Source organism: Methylophilus sp. (assembly GCF_052173275.1).
Lineage (GTDB): Bacteria > Pseudomonadota > Gammaproteobacteria > Burkholderiales > Methylophilaceae > Methylophilus.
In genome coordinates, this window is record NZ_JBQMUL010000002.1 from 2951999 (window position 1) to 2973534 (window position 21536).

Annotated in this window: 23 protein-coding genes; 4 read left to right on the top strand and 19 right to left on the bottom strand. The window is 51.1% G+C overall.

Translation table 11 applies throughout. The features are described 5' to 3' along the window. Positions 1-11: 11 nt before the first annotated feature. The 6 genes from dnaB to ACTS9Y_RS15325 all read right to left on the bottom strand — a co-directional run bounded on the left by dnaB (position 12) and on the right by ACTS9Y_RS15325 (position 4799). Positions 12-1394 (bottom strand): replicative DNA helicase, encoded by a 1383-nt coding sequence (dnaB, locus tag ACTS9Y_RS15300; RefSeq protein WP_379028969.1) that lies wholly within the window; start codon positions 1392-1394, stop codon positions 12-14. A 1457-nt stretch (positions 1395-2851) separates the two neighbouring features. Further along, a complete protein-coding gene (gene rplI / locus ACTS9Y_RS15305; RefSeq protein WP_442586762.1) occupies positions 2852-3301 on the bottom strand; it encodes a 50S ribosomal protein L9 in 450 nt (149 codons plus the stop codon). A gap of 21 nt (positions 3302-3322) precedes the next feature. Continuing rightward, positions 3323-3556: a 30S ribosomal protein S18 gene (gene rpsR, locus ACTS9Y_RS15310; RefSeq protein WP_024929836.1), complete on the bottom strand. Its 234-nt coding sequence runs from the start codon at positions 3554-3556 to the stop codon at positions 3323-3325. Next, on the bottom strand, positions 3557-3865 hold the full coding sequence (gene priB, locus ACTS9Y_RS15315) for a primosomal replication protein N (protein ID WP_442586763.1): 309 nt from the start codon (positions 3863-3865) through the stop codon (positions 3557-3559). A gap of 5 nt (positions 3866-3870) precedes the next feature. After that, complete coding sequence (rpsF, locus tag ACTS9Y_RS15320) at positions 3871-4254, bottom strand: 30S ribosomal protein S6 (protein ID WP_442586764.1); 384 nt, start codon at positions 4252-4254, stop codon at positions 3871-3873. A gap of 215 nt (positions 4255-4469) precedes the next feature. Next, positions 4470-4799: a hypothetical protein gene (locus ACTS9Y_RS15325; RefSeq protein ID WP_442586765.1), complete on the bottom strand. Its 330-nt coding sequence runs from the start codon at positions 4797-4799 to the stop codon at positions 4470-4472. A gap of 269 nt (positions 4800-5068) precedes the next feature. Here ACTS9Y_RS15325 and epsA point away from each other — a divergent pair, with 269 nt between their 5' ends. Beyond that, on the top strand, positions 5069-5848 hold the full coding sequence (gene epsA, locus ACTS9Y_RS15330; RefSeq protein ID WP_442586766.1) for an XrtB/PEP-CTERM-associated transcriptional regulator EpsA: 780 nt from the start codon (positions 5069-5071) through the stop codon (positions 5846-5848). 11 nt (positions 5849-5859) lie between these two features. On the opposite strand, the gene ACTS9Y_RS15335 is transcribed toward epsA, so the two are convergent. The 8 genes from ACTS9Y_RS15335 to ACTS9Y_RS15370 all read right to left on the bottom strand — a co-directional run bounded on the left by ACTS9Y_RS15335 (position 5860) and on the right by ACTS9Y_RS15370 (position 13912). Further along, entirely contained in the window at positions 5860-6297 is a 438-nt protein-coding gene (locus ACTS9Y_RS15335) for an RNA-binding S4 domain-containing protein (protein ID WP_442586767.1), read from the bottom strand. A gap of 8 nt (positions 6298-6305) precedes the next feature. Beyond that, positions 6306-8471, bottom strand: a complete 2166-nt coding sequence (locus tag ACTS9Y_RS15340; RefSeq protein WP_442586768.1) for a Lon protease family protein — start codon at positions 8469-8471, stop codon at positions 6306-6308. Beyond that, positions 8468-8959, bottom strand: a complete 492-nt coding sequence (locus ACTS9Y_RS15345; RefSeq protein ID WP_442586769.1) for a molybdenum cofactor biosynthesis protein MoaE — start codon at positions 8957-8959, stop codon at positions 8468-8470. The genes ACTS9Y_RS15340 and ACTS9Y_RS15345 overlap by 4 nt, the downstream gene beginning before the upstream one ends. Before the next feature lie 2 nt (positions 8960-8961). Further along, positions 8962-9219, bottom strand: coding sequence for a molybdopterin converting factor subunit 1 (moaD, locus tag ACTS9Y_RS15350; protein ID WP_442586770.1), 258 nt, complete (start codon positions 9217-9219; stop codon positions 8962-8964). Further along, positions 9216-10592, bottom strand: coding sequence for a DNA recombination protein RmuC (gene rmuC, locus ACTS9Y_RS15355; RefSeq protein ID WP_442586771.1), 1377 nt, complete (start codon positions 10590-10592; stop codon positions 9216-9218). The genes moaD and rmuC overlap by 4 nt, the downstream gene beginning before the upstream one ends. Positions 10593-10755: 163 nt before the next feature. Further along, positions 10756-11505 carry a hypothetical protein gene (locus ACTS9Y_RS15360; RefSeq protein WP_442586772.1) on the bottom strand — a complete coding sequence of 250 codons (750 nt, stop codon included), beginning with the start codon at positions 11503-11505 and terminating at the stop codon, positions 10756-10758. A gap of 73 nt (positions 11506-11578) precedes the next feature. After that, the gene (locus ACTS9Y_RS15365; RefSeq protein ID WP_442586773.1) at positions 11579-13120 is read right to left on the bottom strand and encodes an alkaline phosphatase; all 1542 of its coding nucleotides are present in this window, start codon (positions 13118-13120) and stop codon (positions 11579-11581) included. A 42-nt stretch (positions 13121-13162) separates the two neighbouring features. Further along, positions 13163-13912 carry a PEP-CTERM sorting domain-containing protein gene (locus ACTS9Y_RS15370; protein WP_442586774.1) on the bottom strand — a complete coding sequence of 250 codons (750 nt, stop codon included), beginning with the start codon at positions 13910-13912 and terminating at the stop codon, positions 13163-13165. Positions 13913-14371: 459 nt separating this feature from the next. Between ACTS9Y_RS15370 and ACTS9Y_RS15375 the strand changes: the two genes are divergently transcribed. Genes ACTS9Y_RS15375 through ACTS9Y_RS15385 form a run of 3 tightly spaced genes read left to right on the top strand, consistent with a single transcriptional unit; the run spans position 14372 to position 17501 of the window. After that, positions 14372-16078, top strand: coding sequence for a CHASE2 domain-containing protein (locus ACTS9Y_RS15375; RefSeq protein ID WP_442586775.1), 1707 nt, complete (start codon positions 14372-14374; stop codon positions 16076-16078). An 11-nt stretch (positions 16079-16089) separates the two neighbouring features. Beyond that, the gene (locus tag ACTS9Y_RS15380; protein WP_442586776.1) at positions 16090-16584 is read left to right on the top strand and encodes an SH3 domain-containing protein; all 495 of its coding nucleotides are present in this window, start codon (positions 16090-16092) and stop codon (positions 16582-16584) included. Next, positions 16581-17501 carry a M48 family metalloprotease gene (locus tag ACTS9Y_RS15385; protein WP_442586777.1) on the top strand — a complete coding sequence of 307 codons (921 nt, stop codon included), beginning with the start codon at positions 16581-16583 and terminating at the stop codon, positions 17499-17501. The genes ACTS9Y_RS15380 and ACTS9Y_RS15385 overlap by 4 nt, the downstream gene beginning before the upstream one ends. 66 nt (positions 17502-17567) lie before the next feature. Here ACTS9Y_RS15385 and ACTS9Y_RS15390 read toward each other — a convergent pair whose 3' ends face one another. From ACTS9Y_RS15390 to ACTS9Y_RS15410, 5 genes are all read right to left on the bottom strand, one after another. Next, on the bottom strand, positions 17568-18572 hold the full coding sequence (locus ACTS9Y_RS15390; RefSeq protein ID WP_442586778.1) for an AI-2E family transporter: 1005 nt from the start codon (positions 18570-18572) through the stop codon (positions 17568-17570). A gap of 29 nt (positions 18573-18601) precedes the next feature. After that, positions 18602-19159: an IMPACT family protein gene (locus ACTS9Y_RS15395; RefSeq protein WP_442586779.1), complete on the bottom strand. Its 558-nt coding sequence runs from the start codon at positions 19157-19159 to the stop codon at positions 18602-18604. A gap of 21 nt (positions 19160-19180) precedes the next feature. Then, the gene (locus ACTS9Y_RS15400) at positions 19181-19570 is read right to left on the bottom strand and encodes a type II toxin-antitoxin system death-on-curing family toxin (RefSeq protein WP_442586780.1); all 390 of its coding nucleotides are present in this window, start codon (positions 19568-19570) and stop codon (positions 19181-19183) included. 10 nt (positions 19571-19580) lie between these two features. Then, positions 19581-19805 (bottom strand): AbrB/MazE/SpoVT family DNA-binding domain-containing protein, encoded by a 225-nt coding sequence (locus ACTS9Y_RS15405; protein ID WP_442586781.1) that lies wholly within the window; start codon positions 19803-19805, stop codon positions 19581-19583. A 70-nt stretch (positions 19806-19875) separates the two neighbouring features. Continuing rightward, entirely contained in the window at positions 19876-21525 is a 1650-nt protein-coding gene (locus tag ACTS9Y_RS15410; protein WP_442586782.1) for a formate--tetrahydrofolate ligase, read from the bottom strand. Positions 21526-21536: the final 11 nt, after the last annotated feature.

Consider the following 21536-nt stretch of genomic DNA (forward strand, 5'->3'; position numbering starts at 1 on the left):
AACCCGTTGCGCTAGTATTCGTCTGGCATATACGCCGCGTTCGCGTAATCCATAAAGCGCGTATGTGCACCCATAAAAGTCAGGCGTACACGACCAATCGGGCCGTTACGCTGCTTGGCGATAATAATCTCAGCGGTCCCTTTTTCAGCACTGTCCGGATTGTAGTACTCGTCACGGTATACGAACATGATCAAGTCGGCATCCTGCTCAATCGCGCCGGATTCGCGCAAGTCACTCATCACCGGACGCTTGTCAGGCCGTTGATCCACACTTCGGTTCAACTGCGAGATGGCAATCAGTGGCACATCCAGCTCTTTCGCCAATGCTTTAAGTGAACGTGAGATTTCAGAGATTTCTGTCGCCCGGTTCTCACCCTGACGACCAGCCGGTGAACTCATCAACTGCAAATAGTCGATCACGATCAATCCTAATTCGCCGGTCTGGCGGTGCAAACGACGTGCACGTGCGCGTACGTCAAAACTGCTTAACCCGGCGCCTTCATCAATGTAAATCGGCGCTTCGTTCAGTTTTCCCAAAGCGGTGGTCAGTTTTTCCCAGTCTTCATCTTCCAGGTTGCCGTTACGCATCTTGTGCTGGTCAAGGCGGCCAATTGAGCCAATCATACGTGTGGTCAGCTGCGTCGCGCCCATCTCCATCGAGAAGATCGCGACTGCTTTATTCGTATTCAAAGCCACGTTTTCGGCAATATTGATCGCAAACGCGGTTTTACCCATGGATGGACGGCCGGCAATAATCACCATATCGCCGCCCTGCAAACCTGAAGTCATTGAATCCAGATCAGTAAAACCAGTTGGAATACCAGTCACATCAGAGTGATTCTCACGTGAATACAGGTAATCAATACGGTCAGCGACTTGCGGCAACAACACCTGCATACCCAAAAAACCCTGGCTCTTGCGATTGCCACCTTCGGCAATCTGGAAAATCTTGGCTTCCGCTTCATCCAGCAACTGCTGTGCATTGCGGCCATTCGGCAAATAAGCACTTTCAGCGATGCCCGTTCCTACGGTGACCAGCTGGCGCATGACGAAGCGTTCGCGCACAATTTCGGCATAACGGCGTATGTTTGCCGCAGTCGGCGTATTTTGCGCCAGTGCGCCAAGATAAGCCACGCCGCCAATGGTAGTGAGCTCGGCTGAACTTTCCAGAGATTCAGCCACGGTGACAATATCCGCCGGATGATTACGCTCAATCAGCTTGGTGATATGTTCATAAATCAGCTTATGGTCGTGCTGGTAAAAATCCTGGCCGGATAAAATATCGGCGATTTTGTCCAGCGCTTCATTGTCCAGCAACAACCCGCCGAGGACGGATTGTTCAGCTTCGATGGAGTGCGGAGGGAGTTTGAGAAATTCTAGTTGTTCGTCAGCCATCTGGCGATTATACCGAAAAGCGAATCGGCGTTTTCGAGTTTTGCAATTAACTGTGGGTCAAGGCAAAGGAAAGTTAGTAGATGATTAGCTTAGGATTGATACAAGGATTTCGTTTGAATCAGAGAATTATTGTTTTTGTACGATTTCTTTTCACCTGTAGGGGAGTTACGTTTCTTTGCTTGCCCAAACTGGCGGGCCGCGCAGAGTGAGTGCTGCATTATCTGTGAAGTTCTAATCGGTATTTCTTTGGGTGGTTCAGTGCTCCGTTGTGCTCTGTTTCAGCATTTTCTTTCGCCTCTAGGCGAGTTACTTTTCTTTGCTTGCACAAAGAAAACGTAACCAAAAGAAATGCACCCTAGCTTCCGCTTGTTTCCTGCGTTGCTCGTCAACGTGGGCGTCCAACGAAACTCGCCCTGACAAGCCACACACTCCGTGGCTTGTTGCGGAGCTCAAACAGGCGCTGGCCGAAGACTCCCACGCTGACTGCGCTACTCGGCGCGTCAGATAGGGGCCCATTTAAACCCACCACGCGGTTACTTTAATGAGCACTCTTACATTGCTTCCCGCTCAAGCTGAGAAAAAACAAAGCATGAAAACAAAACAATAAAAGCCACCAAAACAATTGAATTGGTTTGTTGGGCTTTCTAGCTTTATAAATTAGAAAAGTCACTAAGCGCCCTGAATGCCATACGTTTAACTAACATTCCATCGTGGTGGTTTAAATCGGGCCCCTATCTGACGCGCCGAGTAGCGGAGTCAAAATAAGGAGGAAGGGAGCGACTGTCTGAGTTCCGCAGTGGCTTGCGTAGTGTGCAAGCCGCTAGGGCGAGTTTCGCGACCGCTTATTTTGACGAGCAACGCAGGGAGATAAGCGGAAGCTAGGGTGCCCTTTCTTTTGGTGACTTGTTCTTTGGGCAAGCAAAGAAAAGTCACTCGCCTAGGGGCGAAAAGCAACGGTTCAATAAAGCAGCAAAGTCGAATGCTGAACCGCCCAAAGAAATACCGATTAGAGCCTACAACAAGTGCGACACTTGCGCTTCATTGCAACAAAGCTATGCATGAGCCTTGCCTGGATTCTGGCCTGCGCCAGAATGACAAGTGGGGGGGGGGTGTATTTCTACTGTAGGGGGGTCAACTACCCCATAAAACAGCCATGACACAAGCTCAGCACGCTCTGAGAAACCGCTGTTACTACTCCGCCAGAAAAACGAGGTGTTGTAGGGAGTATCTACTTTGTATGTAAGCCTCCTGTCTAGCAGGCGCATACCATGCTTTGCGAGCGCACTTTTACGCTCACCATCGCATTTAGCATGAAGAAGATTTTTAAACCTGCTCCTGTAGCTGATGGAATACATCGGCTAGAAATACAACCCAGCCTACCCGATTGGCGATGCGCCTTTCCCAAAATAAAAAAGGCTACCGAAGTAGCCTTTTTAAAGTGTTACTAAAAACTTAAATTAAGCTTCAGCAACCACTGTCACAGTGATATCAACAACAACATCATGGTGCAGTGCAACGCTTACAGTAAACTCACCAATATTTTTCAACGGGCCGTTTGGTAAACGTACATCTGATTTTTTCACTTCATGACCTTGCGCTTGCAAACCAGTGGCAATGTCCAGGTTGGTCACAGAACCAAACAAACGACCATCAACACCGGCTTTTTGCGCGATAGTTAACGCAAAGCCTGCCAGTTTTTCGCCACGTGTTTGCGCTACAACCAGCAAATCAGCCTGTTGTTTCTCAAGGTCAGCGCGACGGGCAGCAAATTCAGCCTGGTTGGCTTCTGTTGCACGTTTGGCTTTGCCTTGTGGGATCAGGAAGTTGCGGCCGTAACCGTCTTTCACACGAACCACATCACCCAGTCCACCCAGGTTTGCTACTTTTTCTAATAAAATTACTTGCATGTTATTCTCCTAAGCCGCCGATTAACCTGGGTGTTTGTCTGTGTAAGGCATCAGCGCCAGGAAACGTGCGCGTTTAACCGCAGTTGTCAGTTGGCGTTGGTATTTAGCCTTGGTACCAGTCATACGGGCTGGAATGATTTTGAAGTTTTCAGAAACGAAATCTTTCAACAGATCTACGTCTTTGTAATCAACTTCTTTGATGCCTTCTGCACTGAAACGGCAGTAACGGCGGCGTTTGTACATATCTCTTGCCATTTATAACTCCTTCAATTCTGTATGCTGTATTAGCTGTATCTCTTGTATATGCATGACCACTTGTGTGCTTTTTGCACTGCGCTGGGCCAGAAAACCTTTGGCTTTGATGCGATCGCCGCTTTGCAATGACAGACTGGCTTTTTCACCAATCAACACTGCGGGTAACTGACACTGCACTTTGCGATTCAGGCCAGCTTCTTGCTGCTCTGAATCATGTTGCAACTGCAAACGCAACAAGGGCAACCCGGCCGGTGTGTAGCGTAACGGTTCAATGGTTTGTACCGTTGCGGCGATCACCAGCGTATTCACAACGATTAAGCGGCTGCCTCAGTAGTAGCTGCAGCGGCTGCAGGTGCATCACCCACGATGGTTTTGGATTTTTCCTCTTTCATCATTGGGCTTGGTGCAGTCACGGCTGTTTTAGTCGAAGTAGTCAGGTGACGTAATACAGCATCGTTAAATTTGAAGCCGTGCTCCAACTCTTCCAGCACTTCCTGGCTCACTTCGATGTTCATCAACACGTAGTGGGCTTTGTGTACTTTATTAATTGGGTAGGCAAGCTGACGACGGCCCCAGTCTTCCAGACGATGGATGTTGCCGCCATTACCTGTGATTTGAGCACGGTAGCGCTCGATCATTGCAGGCACTTGTTCACTCTGGTCTGGGTGAACAATAAACACGATTTCATAGTGTCGCATGTAATCTCCTTACGGTTATCAGCCACCCCGAATGCGAAATCAGGTGTGGCAAGGTTGGAAAAGCGTGCGATTATAGACTATAAGTCCAGTGTAAATCAAGGACTTATCTTGAATGCGGCTGACCTAGTGTTGGATTTGAACATACACGCGCGCAGACAGGGTTTGAAAGTTGAGAGATACCTCGGGTAATCAACAACGATTGCACTCAGCTTAACCTAATCATTGTTCACTTTATTTTCCAGGCTTTTGTCTTCTTTAGGCAGGTAATAAGGGTCGGCCACATAACCTGGCCCTTTCATAATGATAATGACCACCAGCCCTATCATCATGGCGCCGATAAAAAACCAGAATGTGAATAGCAAGCCGAGAAACATCGAGGTCCGCTCAATGTTCCGCAACAACAGATCTCCCTGTTGCCACCAGGTATAGGCAATCGGGCTTGCGAACACCACTGTGCCAAGCAGCCACCATTTGGGCAGCTTTTTTAATAGCTGCCACTCTTTGTGGCTGGAATAACGTACGCCATTAGGAAGCTTGTTTAACATACCTTTACCCTGCTTACCGATCGATTATCAAGTTCAGACACGACAAAAAAACATTCATTCATTTTAACGCAAGTCTTGCCAGGCAGCTGCCGGACAAGGCTTAAACACGCATTCTGCTTGATCCTCATCAAACTTGCATACAACTTACTGTCAATGCTTTGAATTGACACCAATTAAAGAAGCCAGCAACTACTGCCGTAAACAAAGTTGAAACCACGCTTGTGTATGGGTGAAGCCTGCCCTGCGCATAATAACTTTGAGGTATCTCCATGCTGGCACAAAAAAAACAAACACATTGGGAGGGAATTCTGCATGCCATCCAGAATTCATACGCCATTCAACGCCATGTTGATTTTTTCAACTGGTTAAAACAGGATATTCATCCGCTCATGCGGCACGATGCCCTATTGGCGACATGGGGCAATTTCAGCACGGGTGAGTTGCACTTTGATGTGTCTTCTTCGCTGCCTGAAGTGACTACCCAGTGTTTGCTGCAGGATTCAGCCATTGTCAATTACCTGATGTGCAACCTGCACAAGCGCTGGCTGGAGAATGACGAAAAATGGTATGTCATCAATCGCTTCGATGCCAGCGGCATTCATGCGCAATCTCCCAATGCCTTTACCCATCAACTCATGAAAATGCATTCACTGCTGGTGTATGGCGTGCGCGATACGCGCGGAAAAAATGATTGTATCTATGTGTTTTTTGATCGCACCCGCGAATTTCATGTGCCGGACCAGTTTCTGGGCATGATCATGCCGCATGTGGATGCGGCCATCCGTCGCGTCGGCCACCTGAAACCGATAGTAAAAGACGAAGAGTTGCTGGATAGCATGGCGCAAGGTGGCTTATCGGACCGCGAGCAGGAGATCCTGCATTGGGTGCGCGGCGGCAAAACCAACCTTGAGATAGGCATGATCCTGGATATCAGCGCCAATACGGTTAAAAACCACCTGAAACGTATCTTCCAGAAACTGGATGTGTCGTGCCGTGCGCAGGCTGTGGCCAAAACTGGCACAGTGACGCCGTACCCAAAGCCAAACTAGGCTACGTATATTTAATCACGACCAGTAAAGCGCTGGATATCGCGCATCTGCCGCTTGGTCGGGCGTCCCACGCCGCGATCACGCTCTGCAAAATGGTCAGCGCCGCTCTCCTGGGCTTGTTGGCGTATACGCAGGCTTTCTTCAGTTTCCCGGTAAAGTAATGCGGCTTCCGGCGCACCCCGCCGTACATTACTGAGCGCCAGCACTTCGACTTCTAACTGCATATCTTTGTTTTTAATGCTCACGCGCATGCCAGGCTTCATTTCCCTGGCATTTTTGGCGCGGTCACCGTCTATACGCACCTTGCCGCCATCCACAGCATCGGCTGCCAGACTGCGTGTTTTAAAAAACCGCGCGGCCCATAACCATTTATCCAGGCGGCAACTGTCGTCATCGTCTTTTTCGGCGGGCGATTGTTTATCCTGTTTTTTATTGTGCGTTCTGGCCATGGTGTTGATTAAGGCTTGCTGCTATCTACCTGTGGTTGCACATAAGCCATATGCGCCTGGTTGCGTTCCAGCGTTTTCCTGAAGCTGGCCAGCACGGTTTGTGCGCGCGCCATCAATGTATTGCCACTGTAAGTGCCGTCGACTTCCTGCTCGCCGGCTTCGCTACCGGTGAGGTGCGCAATGCCTTCCAGCACATGGTCTATTGTAATGATCTTGAACATGCCATTATTCACCGCCGTGACCACACTTTCATCCAGCACCAGATGGCGCTGGTTGCGTTTAGGGATGATCACGCCCTGCTCGCCATTCAAACCCAGGGCCTGGCAGACACGGAAATAACCTTCAATCTTTTCATTGACGCCGCCAATCGGCATGACTTCGCCAAACTGGTTGAGTGCGCCAGTCACGGCTATGCCCTGCTTGATAGGCAAACCGGTTAGTGCCGACAATAGTGCAAACAGCTCGGCACAAGAAGCAGAGTCGCCTTCCACCCCGTTATACTCCTGCTCAAACACCAGTGATGCACTCAGGCTTAACGGTGCCAGTGCCCAGAAGCTGGCGCTGAGCCAGTTTTGCAAGATATAGATGCCTTTATCATGACTGGGGCCACTCATCTCGACTTCGCGATCGATATTGATCACGCCACTGCGGCCAGGGTAACAACGCGCCGTGATACGGATAGGCGAGCCAAAACTGGCATCACCGAGCTCGATATGCGTCAAACCGTTAACCTGGCCAACGACATCGCCATGCACCTGGATCAATAACTCATTATCGATAATCGAATCACGGATTTGCGTCTCAAAAAACTGCTGGCGTAACAAACGGGCTGAGAGCGCTTGTTTCACATGCGCGTCAGTGACCAGGCGCGCATCTGCCGCCGCGGCCACACTTTCATGCATCAGTTGATCGAGATGCGCAAAACGGATACTGATACGGCCCTGATCTTCTTCCAGCCTGTGCATAAAATGCAGCAGCTCATTCACGGCGGCGCCACTGAAATGCGGCAGGCTGTGCTGCTGGCATTTTTGCGCGATATAGCCCGCTACCCAGGCATAGTTTTCCAGCGAAGCGACGACGCGCTCTTCAAACTCGACCTTGACCGGGAAAAAGTCAAAGAAATCCGGCTGCGCTTCCAGGCAATCATAATAATCTTCACGCGTGGCGATCATGATCACCTTCACATGCACCGGCAAGGCGCCATGGCGATTGCCACCTGCGCCTTGCTGGGCATGGTTGGCCCAGTCTTCGATCTGTACTTCGCGATTGCGCATCAAACGGTACAGTTTTTCCAGTAACGCACCGCCGTTATTTTCGTCTTGCATCAGGTCACGCAGATGCAGCAACAACATGCCGCCATCGGCCCTATGTACACTGCCGGCGCGCAGGCGCAGAAACTCGGGCCATTGTGCAGCTTCACCGGCTGCGGTTTCCAGCATACCGAACAAGGCGGCAAAACCAGGATCTTTTTCTTCCACCACCGGCTGCTTCACAGCGGCGGTTAGATTGGCACGCTGATCCACCAGCAAATTAACGCGGAAACGTGACAAAAAGCCTTCATTGACCAGGCCATCGTTGTTACCGTCAGGTTCACTACCCAACTGTTGCCAGGCTTGCAGATAGGCCAACACTTCCGGCTTGATCACATTAAACAAAGGTGACAATTTGGCACTGCTGAGTTGCGCGCGCAGGCTATCTACACGCTCTTCCAGCCAGACTTCTGCCTGCGAAAGATTGACCTGTCCGTTGCTATCCAGCCACTGTGACATTTCTACCATCAGCGTTTTGATAAAGGCATCCATCACTGTTCGCAACTGCGAACCCAGCCCGGCCGGGAGTTTGATGTAATTGGCACACGATTGCTGGCTGAAATCATAGAGCGCCACCAGGTCAGTCAGCGAGCTATCGATACCCGTCACTGCCGCTGCTTTCATGGCAGCCATGCTCAGGCTGGCACGCCCAGAGCCAGGGGTGCCCAGCACCAGCACATTGCAACCGCCCTCCTGTATCGATAAGCCCATCATCAAGGTCTTTTGCGCTTCGGGCTGCAATTTCCAGCCATAGTCGGTGAGGCTTAAATCAGAGGCATCCAGCAATTCTTGCGTGGATTCAAACGACATGGGCGACAGTTTGTGTGAAACCGTCATTTCATCAGGATTTAATACTTGCATCATTGCGGTGACTTTCTATTGTTCTTTTGCCACTGTTGTTTGGCATGCTCATCCGAGGCACGGGCTTCGACCCAGCGCTCGCCAAAATCGCCAATTTCTTTTTTCCAGAACGGGGCTTCTGTTTTTAAATAATCCATAATAAATGCGCAGGCTTCAAACGCCGCTTGCCGGTGCAGGCTGGTGGTGGCAACCAGTACGATTTGCGCTTGCGCGGCAAGTGCACCCACGCGATGGATGACACGCACACCCAGCAAGGGCCAGCGCTGGCAGGCCTGTTCGGCAATATGCTGCAAAGCGGCTTCTGTCATACCCGGATAGTGTTCAATGACCATCTGATCCAGTTTGCCATCTGCCGACATATCCCGCACCAGCCCGACAAAATTGACCAATGCGCCCGCTTGTGGCGTGGCTGCCCTCAATTGTTGCAGTTCAAGGCCGGTATCAAAATCTTCCGGCTGTACAGATATGTTGAGGTAGGCAGGCGCGCTCACGCTTAGCCTCCGGTCACCGGCGGGAAGAACGCCACTTCGTCGCCATCATCCATGGTCGCCATATCATCTACCAGCTCATGGTTGATGGCCGCACGTACTACGCCAGAGCCACTGAACAGCTTCTGCCAGGTGGCGCCACGATTGGATAACCATGACTTTAACGCAATGATGGTTTCTACGCCTTCAGGCAATACGACATCTTCCGAGGAATAATTAACCACTTCCTTGATGCGTGCGAAATACAAAATGGTGATCTTCATAACGGCTTGCTCTTCTCTATATCTTCTAGCTCTTCCAGCAGTTCCAGGGTGTCCAGCCCTTCCTCTTGCGCCAGTTCGACTTTCTCGATCTGGGCAAAGCGTCTGGAGATCTTCTGGCTGCTGATATGTACGTCCTGCGCATTTTCATGTGCCTGACGGATATTATCCGCCAGTTTTTTCATACGCGTATCAAAGCGTTCAAAGTCTTTGCTGAGCTTGCCCAGTTCGTCTTTGATGATATGCACCTGCTTGCGCATTTCCACGTCTTTGAGCACGGCACGTGCGGTGTTGAGCACCGCCATCAGTGTGGTCGGCGATACCAGCCACACGTGTTTTCGCATCGCATAATCCACCACTTCGCTGTGATAGGCATGAATCTCGGCAAACACCGCTTCGGCAGGAATAAACATCACGGCACCATCCGAGGTCTCATTGGCGATGATGTATTTTTGGCTGATATCGTCGATATGCTTTCTGACATCGGCCTTAAACTGTTTGCCAGCCTGCGCCTGTACCAACTCACCTAGGCTGCTGTCATACATACGGTGATAGTTTTCCAGCGGGAATTTACTGTCGACTGCCACAGTACCGGTAGGCTCAGGTAAGAACAACGCGCAATCCACGCGCGCGCCATTACTGAAAGTGTGCTGCATGGCAAAACTATTGCTCGGCAATACATTGCGCACCAGCCCTTCGAGCTGCACTTCACCAAAGGCGCCGCGGCTGCGTTTATCGCCCAGCAACTCCTGCAAACTCACCATATTGACGCTGAGGCCATCAATCTTCTTTTGTGCTTCATCGATGGTTGCCAGACGGGCCATGACGCTCACGAAAGTTTCGTTGGTTTTCTTGAAGCCGGCTTCCAAGCGTTCAGAAACTTTACCGCTCATTTCTTCCAGCCGCGAATCCACCACCTTGGTTAAGGCTTCAACACTTTGCATCAGGCTTTGCGTGGTGGTTTGCAATGCGGTATTCAGCATGTTTTGTTGCAACATGCCCTGCTCTGACAAGCCATTTCGCAAACTCAAACTGAGTTGTTCACTGCTTTGTGTGAGGTGGTCGCGCTGCGCGACTTGTAATTCCTGCATAGTCACACGTAACGCCTGCATGGAGTCACGCGTTGCAGTCAGTTCTTGAGAGAGCTGCGTCCGTAAACGGTCTTGCTGGTCGGCATTCTGGTTTTGCAAACGATCCGCCAGCTGATTAAGCGATTGATGCATCTCGCTCATCATCAGGCGATGTTTTTCTTCCAGCTGCTGCGACAGCAATTGCGTCAATGCCTGTTGGGAAGCCTGTTGCTGCTTGCGTGAGTGCCACACCAGCATGCCGATAATCAGCAGTAACAGGAGTAATTGAATGATTTGAAGTGCCATCACGGCATTATAGCCGATGACAGTTGCGCCATATCGCCTCGCAGAAAATTACGCTGCGAGGGAATGGCGACTGATCCATCCTACAGAGAGGCGATAATTAATGATTCTGCGCCTGCAAGCCAGGCGAAGCTTAATGACTATGCGCCTGCAAGCCAGGCGAAGCTTAATGACTGTGCGCCTGCAAGCCAGGCGCACCCTGGGCACGGGCGAGCCACTGCATTTCTGAAGGGTTATGTTCCATATCGCCGAGGTCAGCATAATCCACATGCTGGTAATTAGTCAGCGTGGTCAGGCTGGCTTTAGGCGGGACTGCCGCATCGGTGGCAGCAAGCGTGCCGGTTTGCAAGGCCTGCATCTGGATAGTCACGGTATGCTCGGGGTATTTGTATTGCACTGAATAAGGTAATTTCAGCGCTGGCATCCACAAGACTTCTGTGCGTACACCATTACCCAGTTCACCGACGTATTTTTCTACCTCCTGGCCATATTGCTTTTGATGATCCGCCGGCACTTTTTTCAGCTTTGCCAGCTCTTCATCGGCCACCAGTTGTGATTTCACCTGCCAGACCTGGGTATCGGTTTTAATCGCCAGCAGTTTCAGGTCCACATCTGAGTAATCAATCGCGCGGCCATCTTCATGCATCAAATAACTGTAGTTATACTGCCCCGCAGGCTTTTTCATCCACAAGCTGCTGTTGTGGGCTGGTTGGCCATTCTGATACAGGTGGCGGATCTCCACCTGGTCATCTTCACGCATTAACCACCACTGTAAGCGCTTGGCCGAAGCCTCGGTGCAAGGCGTTGCACACTGTGTCGTTTCAAAGCGCGCATTGACGATTTCTTCTGCCATACCCGGCGTGGCAGCCAGCATAAACATTGCAGCCAACCCTACCGTTTGAATATTTTTGTTCATATTTCTTTCCATCAAGTGGTACAGGGCGACAGATTGCCGCCCTGTATTACGACTAATTAATCATGTCTCTCAATTAATAACCGAAAGCATCTTTCATCACTTGGTAGATATAGCTTTGCTCTTGCACGCCATGTACCAGGTAAGATTTAGGACCAATCGCGTAAATCGCCACTTCTTCACCAGCGTGGGTTTCAGAGCTCAATGGCACCAATGCTTCCTGGTGGAAATCAGGATCTTCGGTATCCACACCTGACATATCAACCACACGGCCAGCAGCGATCGATTCATTGTAAACAGCTTCGCCTGGAGAGTTCGTATGGTAGCCAGGGCCGTTAGCAAAACTCACGGTCGTGTAAGGTTTGCCATCAGCAGCCAGCGTTGGCGCTGTTTTGCCTGGCTCAACCACTTTACCGAGGATAGGGTTGCCACGTTTTGGGTAACCGCCGATCGTCAATGTGTGGCTATGGTCAGCCGTTACGATGATCAGCGTTTCGTTCAGATTCACCTTGCTGGCAGCTTCACGCACTGCGTCAGACAATGCCACCGCATCCTTGAAAGTACGGTAAGCGTTACCTGCGTGAGAGGCATGATCGATACGGCCACCTTCAACCATCAGGAAATAACCATTCTGGTTTTTCTTCAGGATATCAATCGCTTTACCGGTCATGTCAGCCAAGGAAGGCTCGCCGGCGATATCGTTAGCACGGTCTTGCTCAAATTCCATATGGGATGGATTGAACAGGCCAATGACTTTATTAGTCGTCACCGGGTTCAATGCATTGAATGCGTTCTGGTCCTGAATATACACACCACCAAATTTGCTGACATACTCTTGCGCCAGATTACGGCCATCGGTACGACGGCCTTTAGTGCCTTCGATATCAGTCACTGTGTTTGGCAGGAAGTAGCTACGGCCACCACCAAATACCACGTCAATACCATCACCGATCTTGCCATTGCCAAAGTTGTCGATCAGCTGTGCAGCAATGTCTTTTACACCATTGGCAGCGGCAGCGGCGGACAGGTTTGCGTTACCTTCCCAGTCACGGTTGGAAGTATGCGCGTAAGTCGCAGCCGGTGTAGCGTGTGTGATACGTGCAGTGGATACCACGCCAGTAGATTTACCTGCTGTCTCAGCTTGTTCAAGCAGGGTAGTCACTTTATTCGCATTAATCACCGCTGGATTCGCTTCGTTTCTTGGCACAGACTGGTTCAGCGAGATAATGCCATCATTGGTTTTTACACCAGAGATGATTGCGGTCATGGTCGGTGCAGAGTCAGAAGTCTGCTGGTTGGTAGAGTAGGTTTTTGATAAAGCGACGTAAGGGAATTCTTCAAATGACAGCTTGTTACGCTCGCCATCAATGCCTTTTAACTGGCCTTCAAAAATACGTGCGCCAGTCACGGTGGAGATACCCATGCCATCGCCGACGAACAGGATGATATTTTTGGCTTTTTTAGCATTCGGTACCAGTTTTTTGCTGTCATTCAGGCTGGCAGCACCGTCATTCAGCCAGAACTGAGCATCTTCAGCCTGTGCCACGTTAGACAGTGCGAATTGTGAGCCCAGCAGCATGGCAACCAGGGCCGTGCGTTTCAAGTTTAAAAAGTCCATGATGTTTTCCTTTAATTATCTAGATTTTATCGTATTTTTAATTCAGGCATTGTGACGGCGGCGCACTACAGCGGCCATCAAACCCAGGCCAGCCAGCAACATAGCCGCTGAATCCGCTTCCGGTACTGCAGAGATCGCGTTGATGCTGACGTTATCTACGCCCAGTTGTAATGAACTCTGGTTAGCTACAGTAGCGAAACGCAACACGTAGTTACCACCGGCCGCCAGGCTGGAAGTGAGATCAAACTGGTAATTGATATAGTTGTTGGCACTCAGCACACCATTCGCGCCGCCCAGGTACAGGCTTTGCAACACATCGGCACTACTGGTTGAAAACGGATCGCTGCCTGCTCTCAGTACATCCACACGCACATGCTGGTTCGGGTTATCAGTCGCGTCCACGCTGTAATCCAGGCCTGCCGTATCCACATGGCTGCTGGCGTTCTGGTTATTCACAAACATCTGGAAACTTAAAATCGCTGAAGAAACCGCGCCGGTGCTGAAGCTTTGGAATAAAGCATTACCGGACAAACCGTAGTTATCCAGCAAGCCATAGTAATTACCCTGATAAGCACCCACAGTGGTGTTGCCAGTCACTTCAGTCGTGGTGCCGGACTGCGCCAGTACGCTGCCAAAAAAACCTTGTTCAGCTGATTGCCAGCCGGTGATATCGTAATTGTCTGCACCGTGCGCTTCAAAACCACCGTTTTGAATCAGTTCGGCCGCCTGTGTCGCAGGTGACAGTGCTGCCATTATCAGCATGCCAGTCATCGCCCAAGAGTTTAGCTTCATGTGTTGTTCTCCCTGTTGTATGTGATTAACCTGTACGCCAGCGTTAAGGCCAGCGCATTTACCTGTGGTATTGTTAAAAACATGTGTGGCAGAAAGGTTGCACTCGTGTGAACGTTGTGTGACTGGTAAGACTATAGGCTGGTTGGAAATCAGGTATCGGCAGCACCTGCACCAGAAAAGAAAAAACCCCGTAGAGACGGGGTTATAAATGACTTTAAACTTGAAAACACGACACAATCACACAAAGGCATCCATCATGCTGATGATCATGAGTAGCATCAATCCAAAAAATACGATTTTCAGATTTACACTCATAAACGGCCCTGCGCATTTGTGATGTTGCTAGAATAGGACTATTACGCATGGCGCTCAATGGCCCGTTTGGGTCAGTGTGCGCCGGACTCATTAAAATAATTCCAACCCCCACCCTGGCGACACCCGCCATCACAAGGGAGCGATATGCTAAAACTAAAACTCATGTTGGGTTTCTGGCTGGCCAGCCTGACCCGCAGGCTTAAAAATAACTTTTACCTTTATCTGGCGCTGCTGTTCAGCGTGGTGATCCTGCTGGATGCCGGGGTGTTCCATGTTGGCCAGAACATGCGCGACAAGGCGTTTGACTTGATGGTAAAAAACCGGATATTCAAACCGGCGGCCGACCCTGCCATTGTGATCATCGATATCAATGAAGCCAGCCTGGAAGCCATGTCCAAGGAGTATGGCCGCTGGCCGTGGCCACGCCAGGTGATAGGCGAACTGGTGGAAAATATCCAGCGCCAGCAACCGAAAGCGATTATCTTTGATATCGTGTTCTCGGATGCGGATGTGTATAACCCGGATAGTGACAGTTATTTCAATGATGTCATTACCGCTTGTGAAAACTGCTTTTTTCCCTTGCTACGGCTAGATGCCAGCCAGGATAGCAAAAGCCAGCTCACTTACGCTCAAATCCCCGGTTTAGCGCATAACCCGGATGCAGACCCGCAGGCGACGTTTGCCGCTATCCCGCCCTATTTCAAAGGCGCCTGGAAAACGCAGCGCATGGGTACACATAATGTTTACCCCGACAATGATGGCGTAGTCCGCCAATACCGTATGCGCCATCACGACAGAGGCTGGACTGTGCCTGCCCTGCCCTTGCTGGTGGCCGACACCCTGAAGTTTGAAACGGGCAATACGCCGGATGACATGCTGCTGAACTGGCGTGGCAAACCGTTTACCTATCACTATGTTTCTTTCAGCGACGTGTATACCGATAGCGCCAGCTCACAGCCCAAACGTCCGCAGGATGAATTCAAGGACAAGATCGTCATCATAGGCTCCACCGCGCCGGCACTGTTTGATATCAAACCTACCGCCATGGATAAGCAATTCCCCGGGGTGGAGATTCTGGCAACAGCGCTGGATAACACCCTGCACCAGGATTACCTGAAAGTCTGGCGCGGCAAGCTGCCTTATATTCTGCTGAGCCTGTTACTGGTGTGGCTGACCACACTGGCGTTTTATTTCAAGGTAGACCGTGACCGTTTCAACGGTATCTTCACCGGCAGCCAGATCGGCCTGCTGGTATTGTCCTACCTGGCCATCAACTTGATCCATACCTATCTCGATCTTGCCGCACCCATTATTTGGGCGGTAGCTTATTTTGGTATCGCCAAAATTTACGCACTGGCCACCGACCGCGCCTTGCAACGCTGGCTGGCATTTGGGCTGACCTCCAATAGTGAAGCGCTGGAAGTGCTGCTGATGCCTATCGTGATCGAAAGCCCGGAAACCCTGGGTGATGCCGTGATGAAACTGGTACGCAAAGAGATCGAATTCGCCTGCCGCGCACCCAACCAGAGCGATATCCTGCTGGGTACGCAAAGTGGCATCTGGGGCTTGTTTGGTGACCTGGTCATCGTCAGCTGGCAATACAAGCCGGAAACCGCTTATCGCGAAGCCGCCAGCCAGGATGCGCAACAACTGGCAGCACAATTACCTTCATTACTGAACAAGCTGGGTCTACCAAATCAGCCGACCATTCGTTATGGCATGCACCAGGGCAATATCGTCAACCGTGCCGACCAGCTGGCGGCGCAATGGCGGCTCCTGTTTGCACAAGCCATGATCCAGCTTGAGCAGGACCATTTATCAACCACGGAGAAAGTTGAGACACCTAGATGATAAAAAGAAACATGCTAAAGAAAAGACTCATCACGCTGCTGGCTGCCTGGTGTTGCAGCAGCGTATTTGCGGCAGACACCGGCGTGGTATTAAAACCCGACCAACTGCGCGCCGATGCATTTAACGACGCCAAAGTAGTCGGCAATGTGAGTAAAAACGATGCTGTGGATATTTTGAGTAAAAAAGGCGCATGGCTGCAGATCAAATCCGCAGGCAAGAGCGGCTGGGTGCGTTTATTGACCGTCAAACGCAATACCGCGAGTGGCAATAATGTGGCTGGTGTGGTCGGCGTTGCGACTGGCCGCAGCGGCACTGGCAAAGTGGTATCGACCACTGGCATACGCGGACTCAGCGCCGAGGATCTGAAAACAGCACAATTCAATGAAGCAGAGACCAAAAAACTGGAAAGCTACACAGTGAGTGCGGATGAAGCGAAGCAATTCGCCTCTGGTGGTGGCCTGAGCAGTCGCCAATATCCTTACTTCCAGGGAGGTAACCCGCAATGAAACATCAATCATTAAACAAGACGCTATTAAAACAGGCCGTCATGCTGGCATTATGCAGCAGCATGATAGCTGGTACTGCCGTCGCCTTAGACCTGAAAGGCGTATTAAAGGACGCGGTGAATGAGCAGCTTGGTGGCAATAGCAAAACTGAGCAGACAGCAGCAACAACCGATAACCAGAATGCCTCTGCCCAGGATAAATTAGCCAATATAAACTGGAAAAACCCCAGTCAGGAAGATGAAATCGCCGTTGGCCGCAATGTGACAGGGACTATTCTCGGTGCGGCGCCGCTGGTCAATGACGCCAAGTTGCAGGCATACGTCAATAAAGTCGGGCGCTGGGTCGCCAGCCAGTCCGAGCGCACCAGCCTGCCCTGGCACTTTGGCGTCATCGATAGCAGCGACGTGAATGCGTTCGCTGCGCCAGGCGGCTATGTTCTGATCACCAAAGGCCTTTATCAGCGGCTTACCAGTGAGGCGCAACTGGCCGGTGTGTTAGGGCATGAAATCGCACATATCGTGCAAAGGCACCACCTCAAGGTGATGCAAAAACAGGCACTGATGGATGCGGGCACTTCATTTTTAAAAGAAAAGATCAGCAAAAATAAAATCACGCAACGTGCCGTGACTACCGGTGCTGAAATCAGCGCCCGCAATCTGGATAAAAGCGCCGAGTATGAAGCCGACAGCATGGGCACGGTGCTGGCGGCACGCGCCGGGTATGAAGCCTACGGCCTGGCGGAAGTCCTGCAGGATATGGAAACCATGAGCAATAATGATGGCAGCGTGGCCTTGCTGTTCCAGACCCATCCGCACCCGGATGACAGGGTAGCGCAACTCAGCCTGGTGAGTGGTGACCAGATAGATAAGATCAGTGGCGGTAAAACCCTGGAGAACCGTTTGTATAAGCTAAAGTAATACCCAAGCTTCTCCATCAATAAAGCCCGCAATTGCGGGCTTTATTGATTAACACTCTTTGTATTCCTAAACCCAGCCGCGCTCGCGGCACTCACTTTTAATATAGGCGTAGTAAATCGGCGCCGCCACGATGCCTGGCAAGCCAAACGTGGCTTCCATCAGCAGCATAGCCACCAGCAACTCCCAGGCATGCGCGCGGATCTGGCTACCAACGATGCGTGCATTTAAAAAGTACTCCAGCTTGTGAATCACAATCAGGAAAAGCAGTGACCCGATCGCCACGATAAATGAATGACTGATACTGACGATCACAATCACGGTATTGGAGATCAGGTTCCCGACCACTGGCAGCAAACCGACCAGGAAAGTAATCAAAATCATGGTTTTGGTGAACGGCAGATGTACGCCGCACATTGGCAATATCATCGCCAGGTATACCGCTGTCAGGCTGGCATTGACTGCTGAGATTTTGATCTGGGCAAAGATGATGTTTTTAAACGCCTGCGCAAACAGCGTGATGCGCTGTAACAAGCTCTGTGCGAATGGACGCTGATTGGTTTTGGTCTGTACGTCATGCAAAGCCACCATGGCACCAATCACCATGCCGATCAGAATATGCGCCAGGTGATGTCCGGCCTCTTTACCCAGCAATTGCCAGTCGGCAGAGTGCGCACGTAGCCATTCGATAACGGTGTGCTGTAAAGTGATCGCATCATCCGGCAGTCTGTCATTGAGCCATACGGGTAATACCTGGCGTGAATCCTCAATGATTTTGGCTAGCTGGTCAAACAACATGGTCAGCCCGCCGGTGTCACTGCGGATCAGGGTGATAATACTCATGCCGATGGCGACCAATAAGCCTATCACCAGGGTTGCCAGCAACACCACCGCCAGCCACTTGGCATATTTACCCGGCAAGCGGCGCGCGATCAATGGCGCAATGACATGGATCAGCTCGTAGACCAGCAAGCCCGCCAGCAGCGCTGGCAGCAGCTGTACTTTCAATACCAGCCACATTAATACAGCCATTAAAACATAGGTAGCAATATCGAATTTTTGCGATTGGGTCACAACAGACTCCGGGCTTTCATCATAAGTAGCTAATATTTGGACTGTAAATGTTTTGCCGCATCAATGGGCAATTTCAGCAGAAAATGTACGGCTTCGTCGAACTGCTTGTCCAGCACCTCGCCATGCAATCTCTGCACTTCGCGGGTCAGTTCATCGACACGTTTGTAAGTCGTTGAAATCTTCAGGTGCACCATCTCAACAAAAGGGATGCTGCCTGCCTGCTCCATCGCCAGCTTGGCGGTGCCGCCATAAGCACGTACCAGGCCGCCCGTGCCAAGGTTGATACCACCGTAATAGCGTATCACCGCCACACAGCAATTCACGTAATTCTGCCCATCCAGCATTTGCTGTATCGGTTTACCCGCAGTGCCGGCAGGCTCACCCGCATCAGAAAAGCGCGCCACGATGCCTTCTGCCGTTTTCATGCGAAAAGCATAGGCCAGGTGACCTGCACTTTGATGTTCGCTGGCAAACTGGCGTAAAAACAATGCCAGCTCGCGCTCGTTTTCACAGCGGCCAGCACGGGCAATAAAGCGTGATTTATTAATGGTTTGGTCGGCCTGGCCGATGTGTTGGAAGGTCAGCATCGCTAAAGATTTCCAGATACCTTATGTACGTTTCACCAAATACTGACGTATCCATGCGGCAAAACCAGTTTCATCAATTTCACCCGCTGCCACAGCAAGTATGGTCAGGGTCGCGTCCACTTGTGTCGCAGTCAATCGATAATTGTTCAGGAATAAAAATAAACCTACCGAAAGAAATGCTGCACGCTTATTGCCATCTACAAATGGATGGTTTTTGGCCAAACCACAACCATAAGAAGCAGCCAAGGCTGCCACATCAGGCTGTTCATATAAAGCCAAATTCAAAGGGCGTGCCAGCGCGGAATCAAGCAGGCCTTCATTGCGGATACCTGCAGCTCCCCCATGTAGACTCAAGCTTTCATCGTGCAAGCGTAACAATGCATTTTTATCTATCCATATCCAGCTAGCCATATTGCATTACTCATTTGGCCAAAGCATTGAATGTATCGCGGTATTCGCGCATAAACTCGCGCCCCGCTTCCAGTTGTGCCTCAAAAGCCGGGTCATGCGGCGTGATCGTCACAGCACCTGGTGCATCCGTCAGGTACACGGTATCGCCTTTTTCCAGCTTGAGTCTGGCGAGAACTTCCTTGGGCAAGATCACACCAACAGAATTACCGATTTGGGTCAGTTTGAGAGAATGCATGCTGCGCTCCTGTAAACATTAACGTTATAACAAAAGTTATAATATCAGACTATTCATAGGAAAAATAGCCTTAGGAAAGGCCAAGAATACGGCCGCTATCGTCTACGGATATACGCCCGCTGGCAGGCTGTTTCGGTAAGCCTGGCATGGTCATGATGTCACCGCAGATGGCAACGACAAACCCGGCACCACGTGAAAGACGCAACTCACGCACATGCAGAGTATGACCTTGTGGCACGTTGCGCAGCTTGGCATCACCGGACAGCGAATACTGCGTTTTGGCAATACAGACCGGCAGGCCCTGGCTCGCTTCAGCTATTTGCACTAATTGTTGCTGTGCCAAGTCACTCAGTATCACGGCATCGGCGCCATACAGCGATTGCGCAATCGTTGTGAGTTTTTCAACCAGCGACAGCTGATCTTCATAAAGCAAGCCAGGCGTTGCCGATTGTTGCGCCAGCGTCGCAACGGCATGCGCTAACGCCAGCGCGCCTTGCCCGCCCTGCGCCCAATGCTGGCAGACATGCATGCTGGCACCCCACGACTCAACTGCGGAGCGTACCAGCGCAACTTCAGCTTCTGTGTCTTGCGTAAAGTGGTTAAGTGCCACCAGTACTGGCAAGCCAAAATGCTGGCGCATGTTATCCACATGTTTTTTCAGGTTGGCGATACCGACTGACAATGCCGGCAGATTCTCGCTGTTGAGATCGGCTACCTCTACGCCACCGTGATATTTCAGTGCGCGCACAGTAGCGACCACCACTGCCATATCCGGCCGCAGGCCGGATTGGCGACATTTGATATCCATGAATTTTTCAGCACCGAGGTCTGCGCCAAAACCAGCTTCGGTCACCACATAATCTGCCAGGCGCAAAGCCGTCTGGGTGGCGACCAGGCTGTTGCAGCCATGTGCGATATTGGCGAACGGGCCGCCATGCAGCAGCGCCGGTGAACCTTCCAGCGTTTGCACCAGATTAGGCTGAAAAGCATCTTTCAACAAAGCGGTCATCGCGCCTTCGGCCTGTAAATCACTGGCCAGAATCGGCGTACCCTTCAGCGAGGTACCCACCTGCACCCTTCCTAGGCGCAGCGTTAAATCCGCCAGATCAGTCGCCAGGCAGAAAATCGCCATCACTTCACTGGCGACAGTGATATCAAAACCGGTGTCATAAGAAGTCGGCTGATTAATCGTGATTCCGCGCAGCGCCCTGTCATTCATATCCATACAACGGCGCCAGCTGACCTGGTCAAACTGCAACGCGTTGCCATGATAAATATGGTTATCCACCAGGGCTGCGAGCAGGTTATTGGCCGCGCTGATGGCGTGAAAATCGCCGGTGAAATGCAGGTTGATGTTTTCCATGGGCACCACCTGCGCATAACCACCGCCGGTTGCGCCGCCTTTCATACCGAACACCGGCCCCAGTGAAGGTTCGCGCAAACAGGCCAATGCTTGGTAGCCAGCCAGGTTCAAGGCATCGGTTAATCCTACTGTGGTGGTGGTTTTGCCTTCGCCTGCGGGTGTAGGGTTAATGGCGGTGACCAGGATCAATTTGGCACGGGCTGGTTGCGCATGCAGGCGATTGACTGTGGCCTGCGTCAATTTAGCCATGTGCTGGCCGTAAACATGCAGGTCAGAGGCGGCAAGGCCTAGTCGTTGCGCGATATCGTGTATAGGCCGCAGTGTCGCTGCTTGTGCAATTTCGATATCACTTAACATGCGTTTTCCAG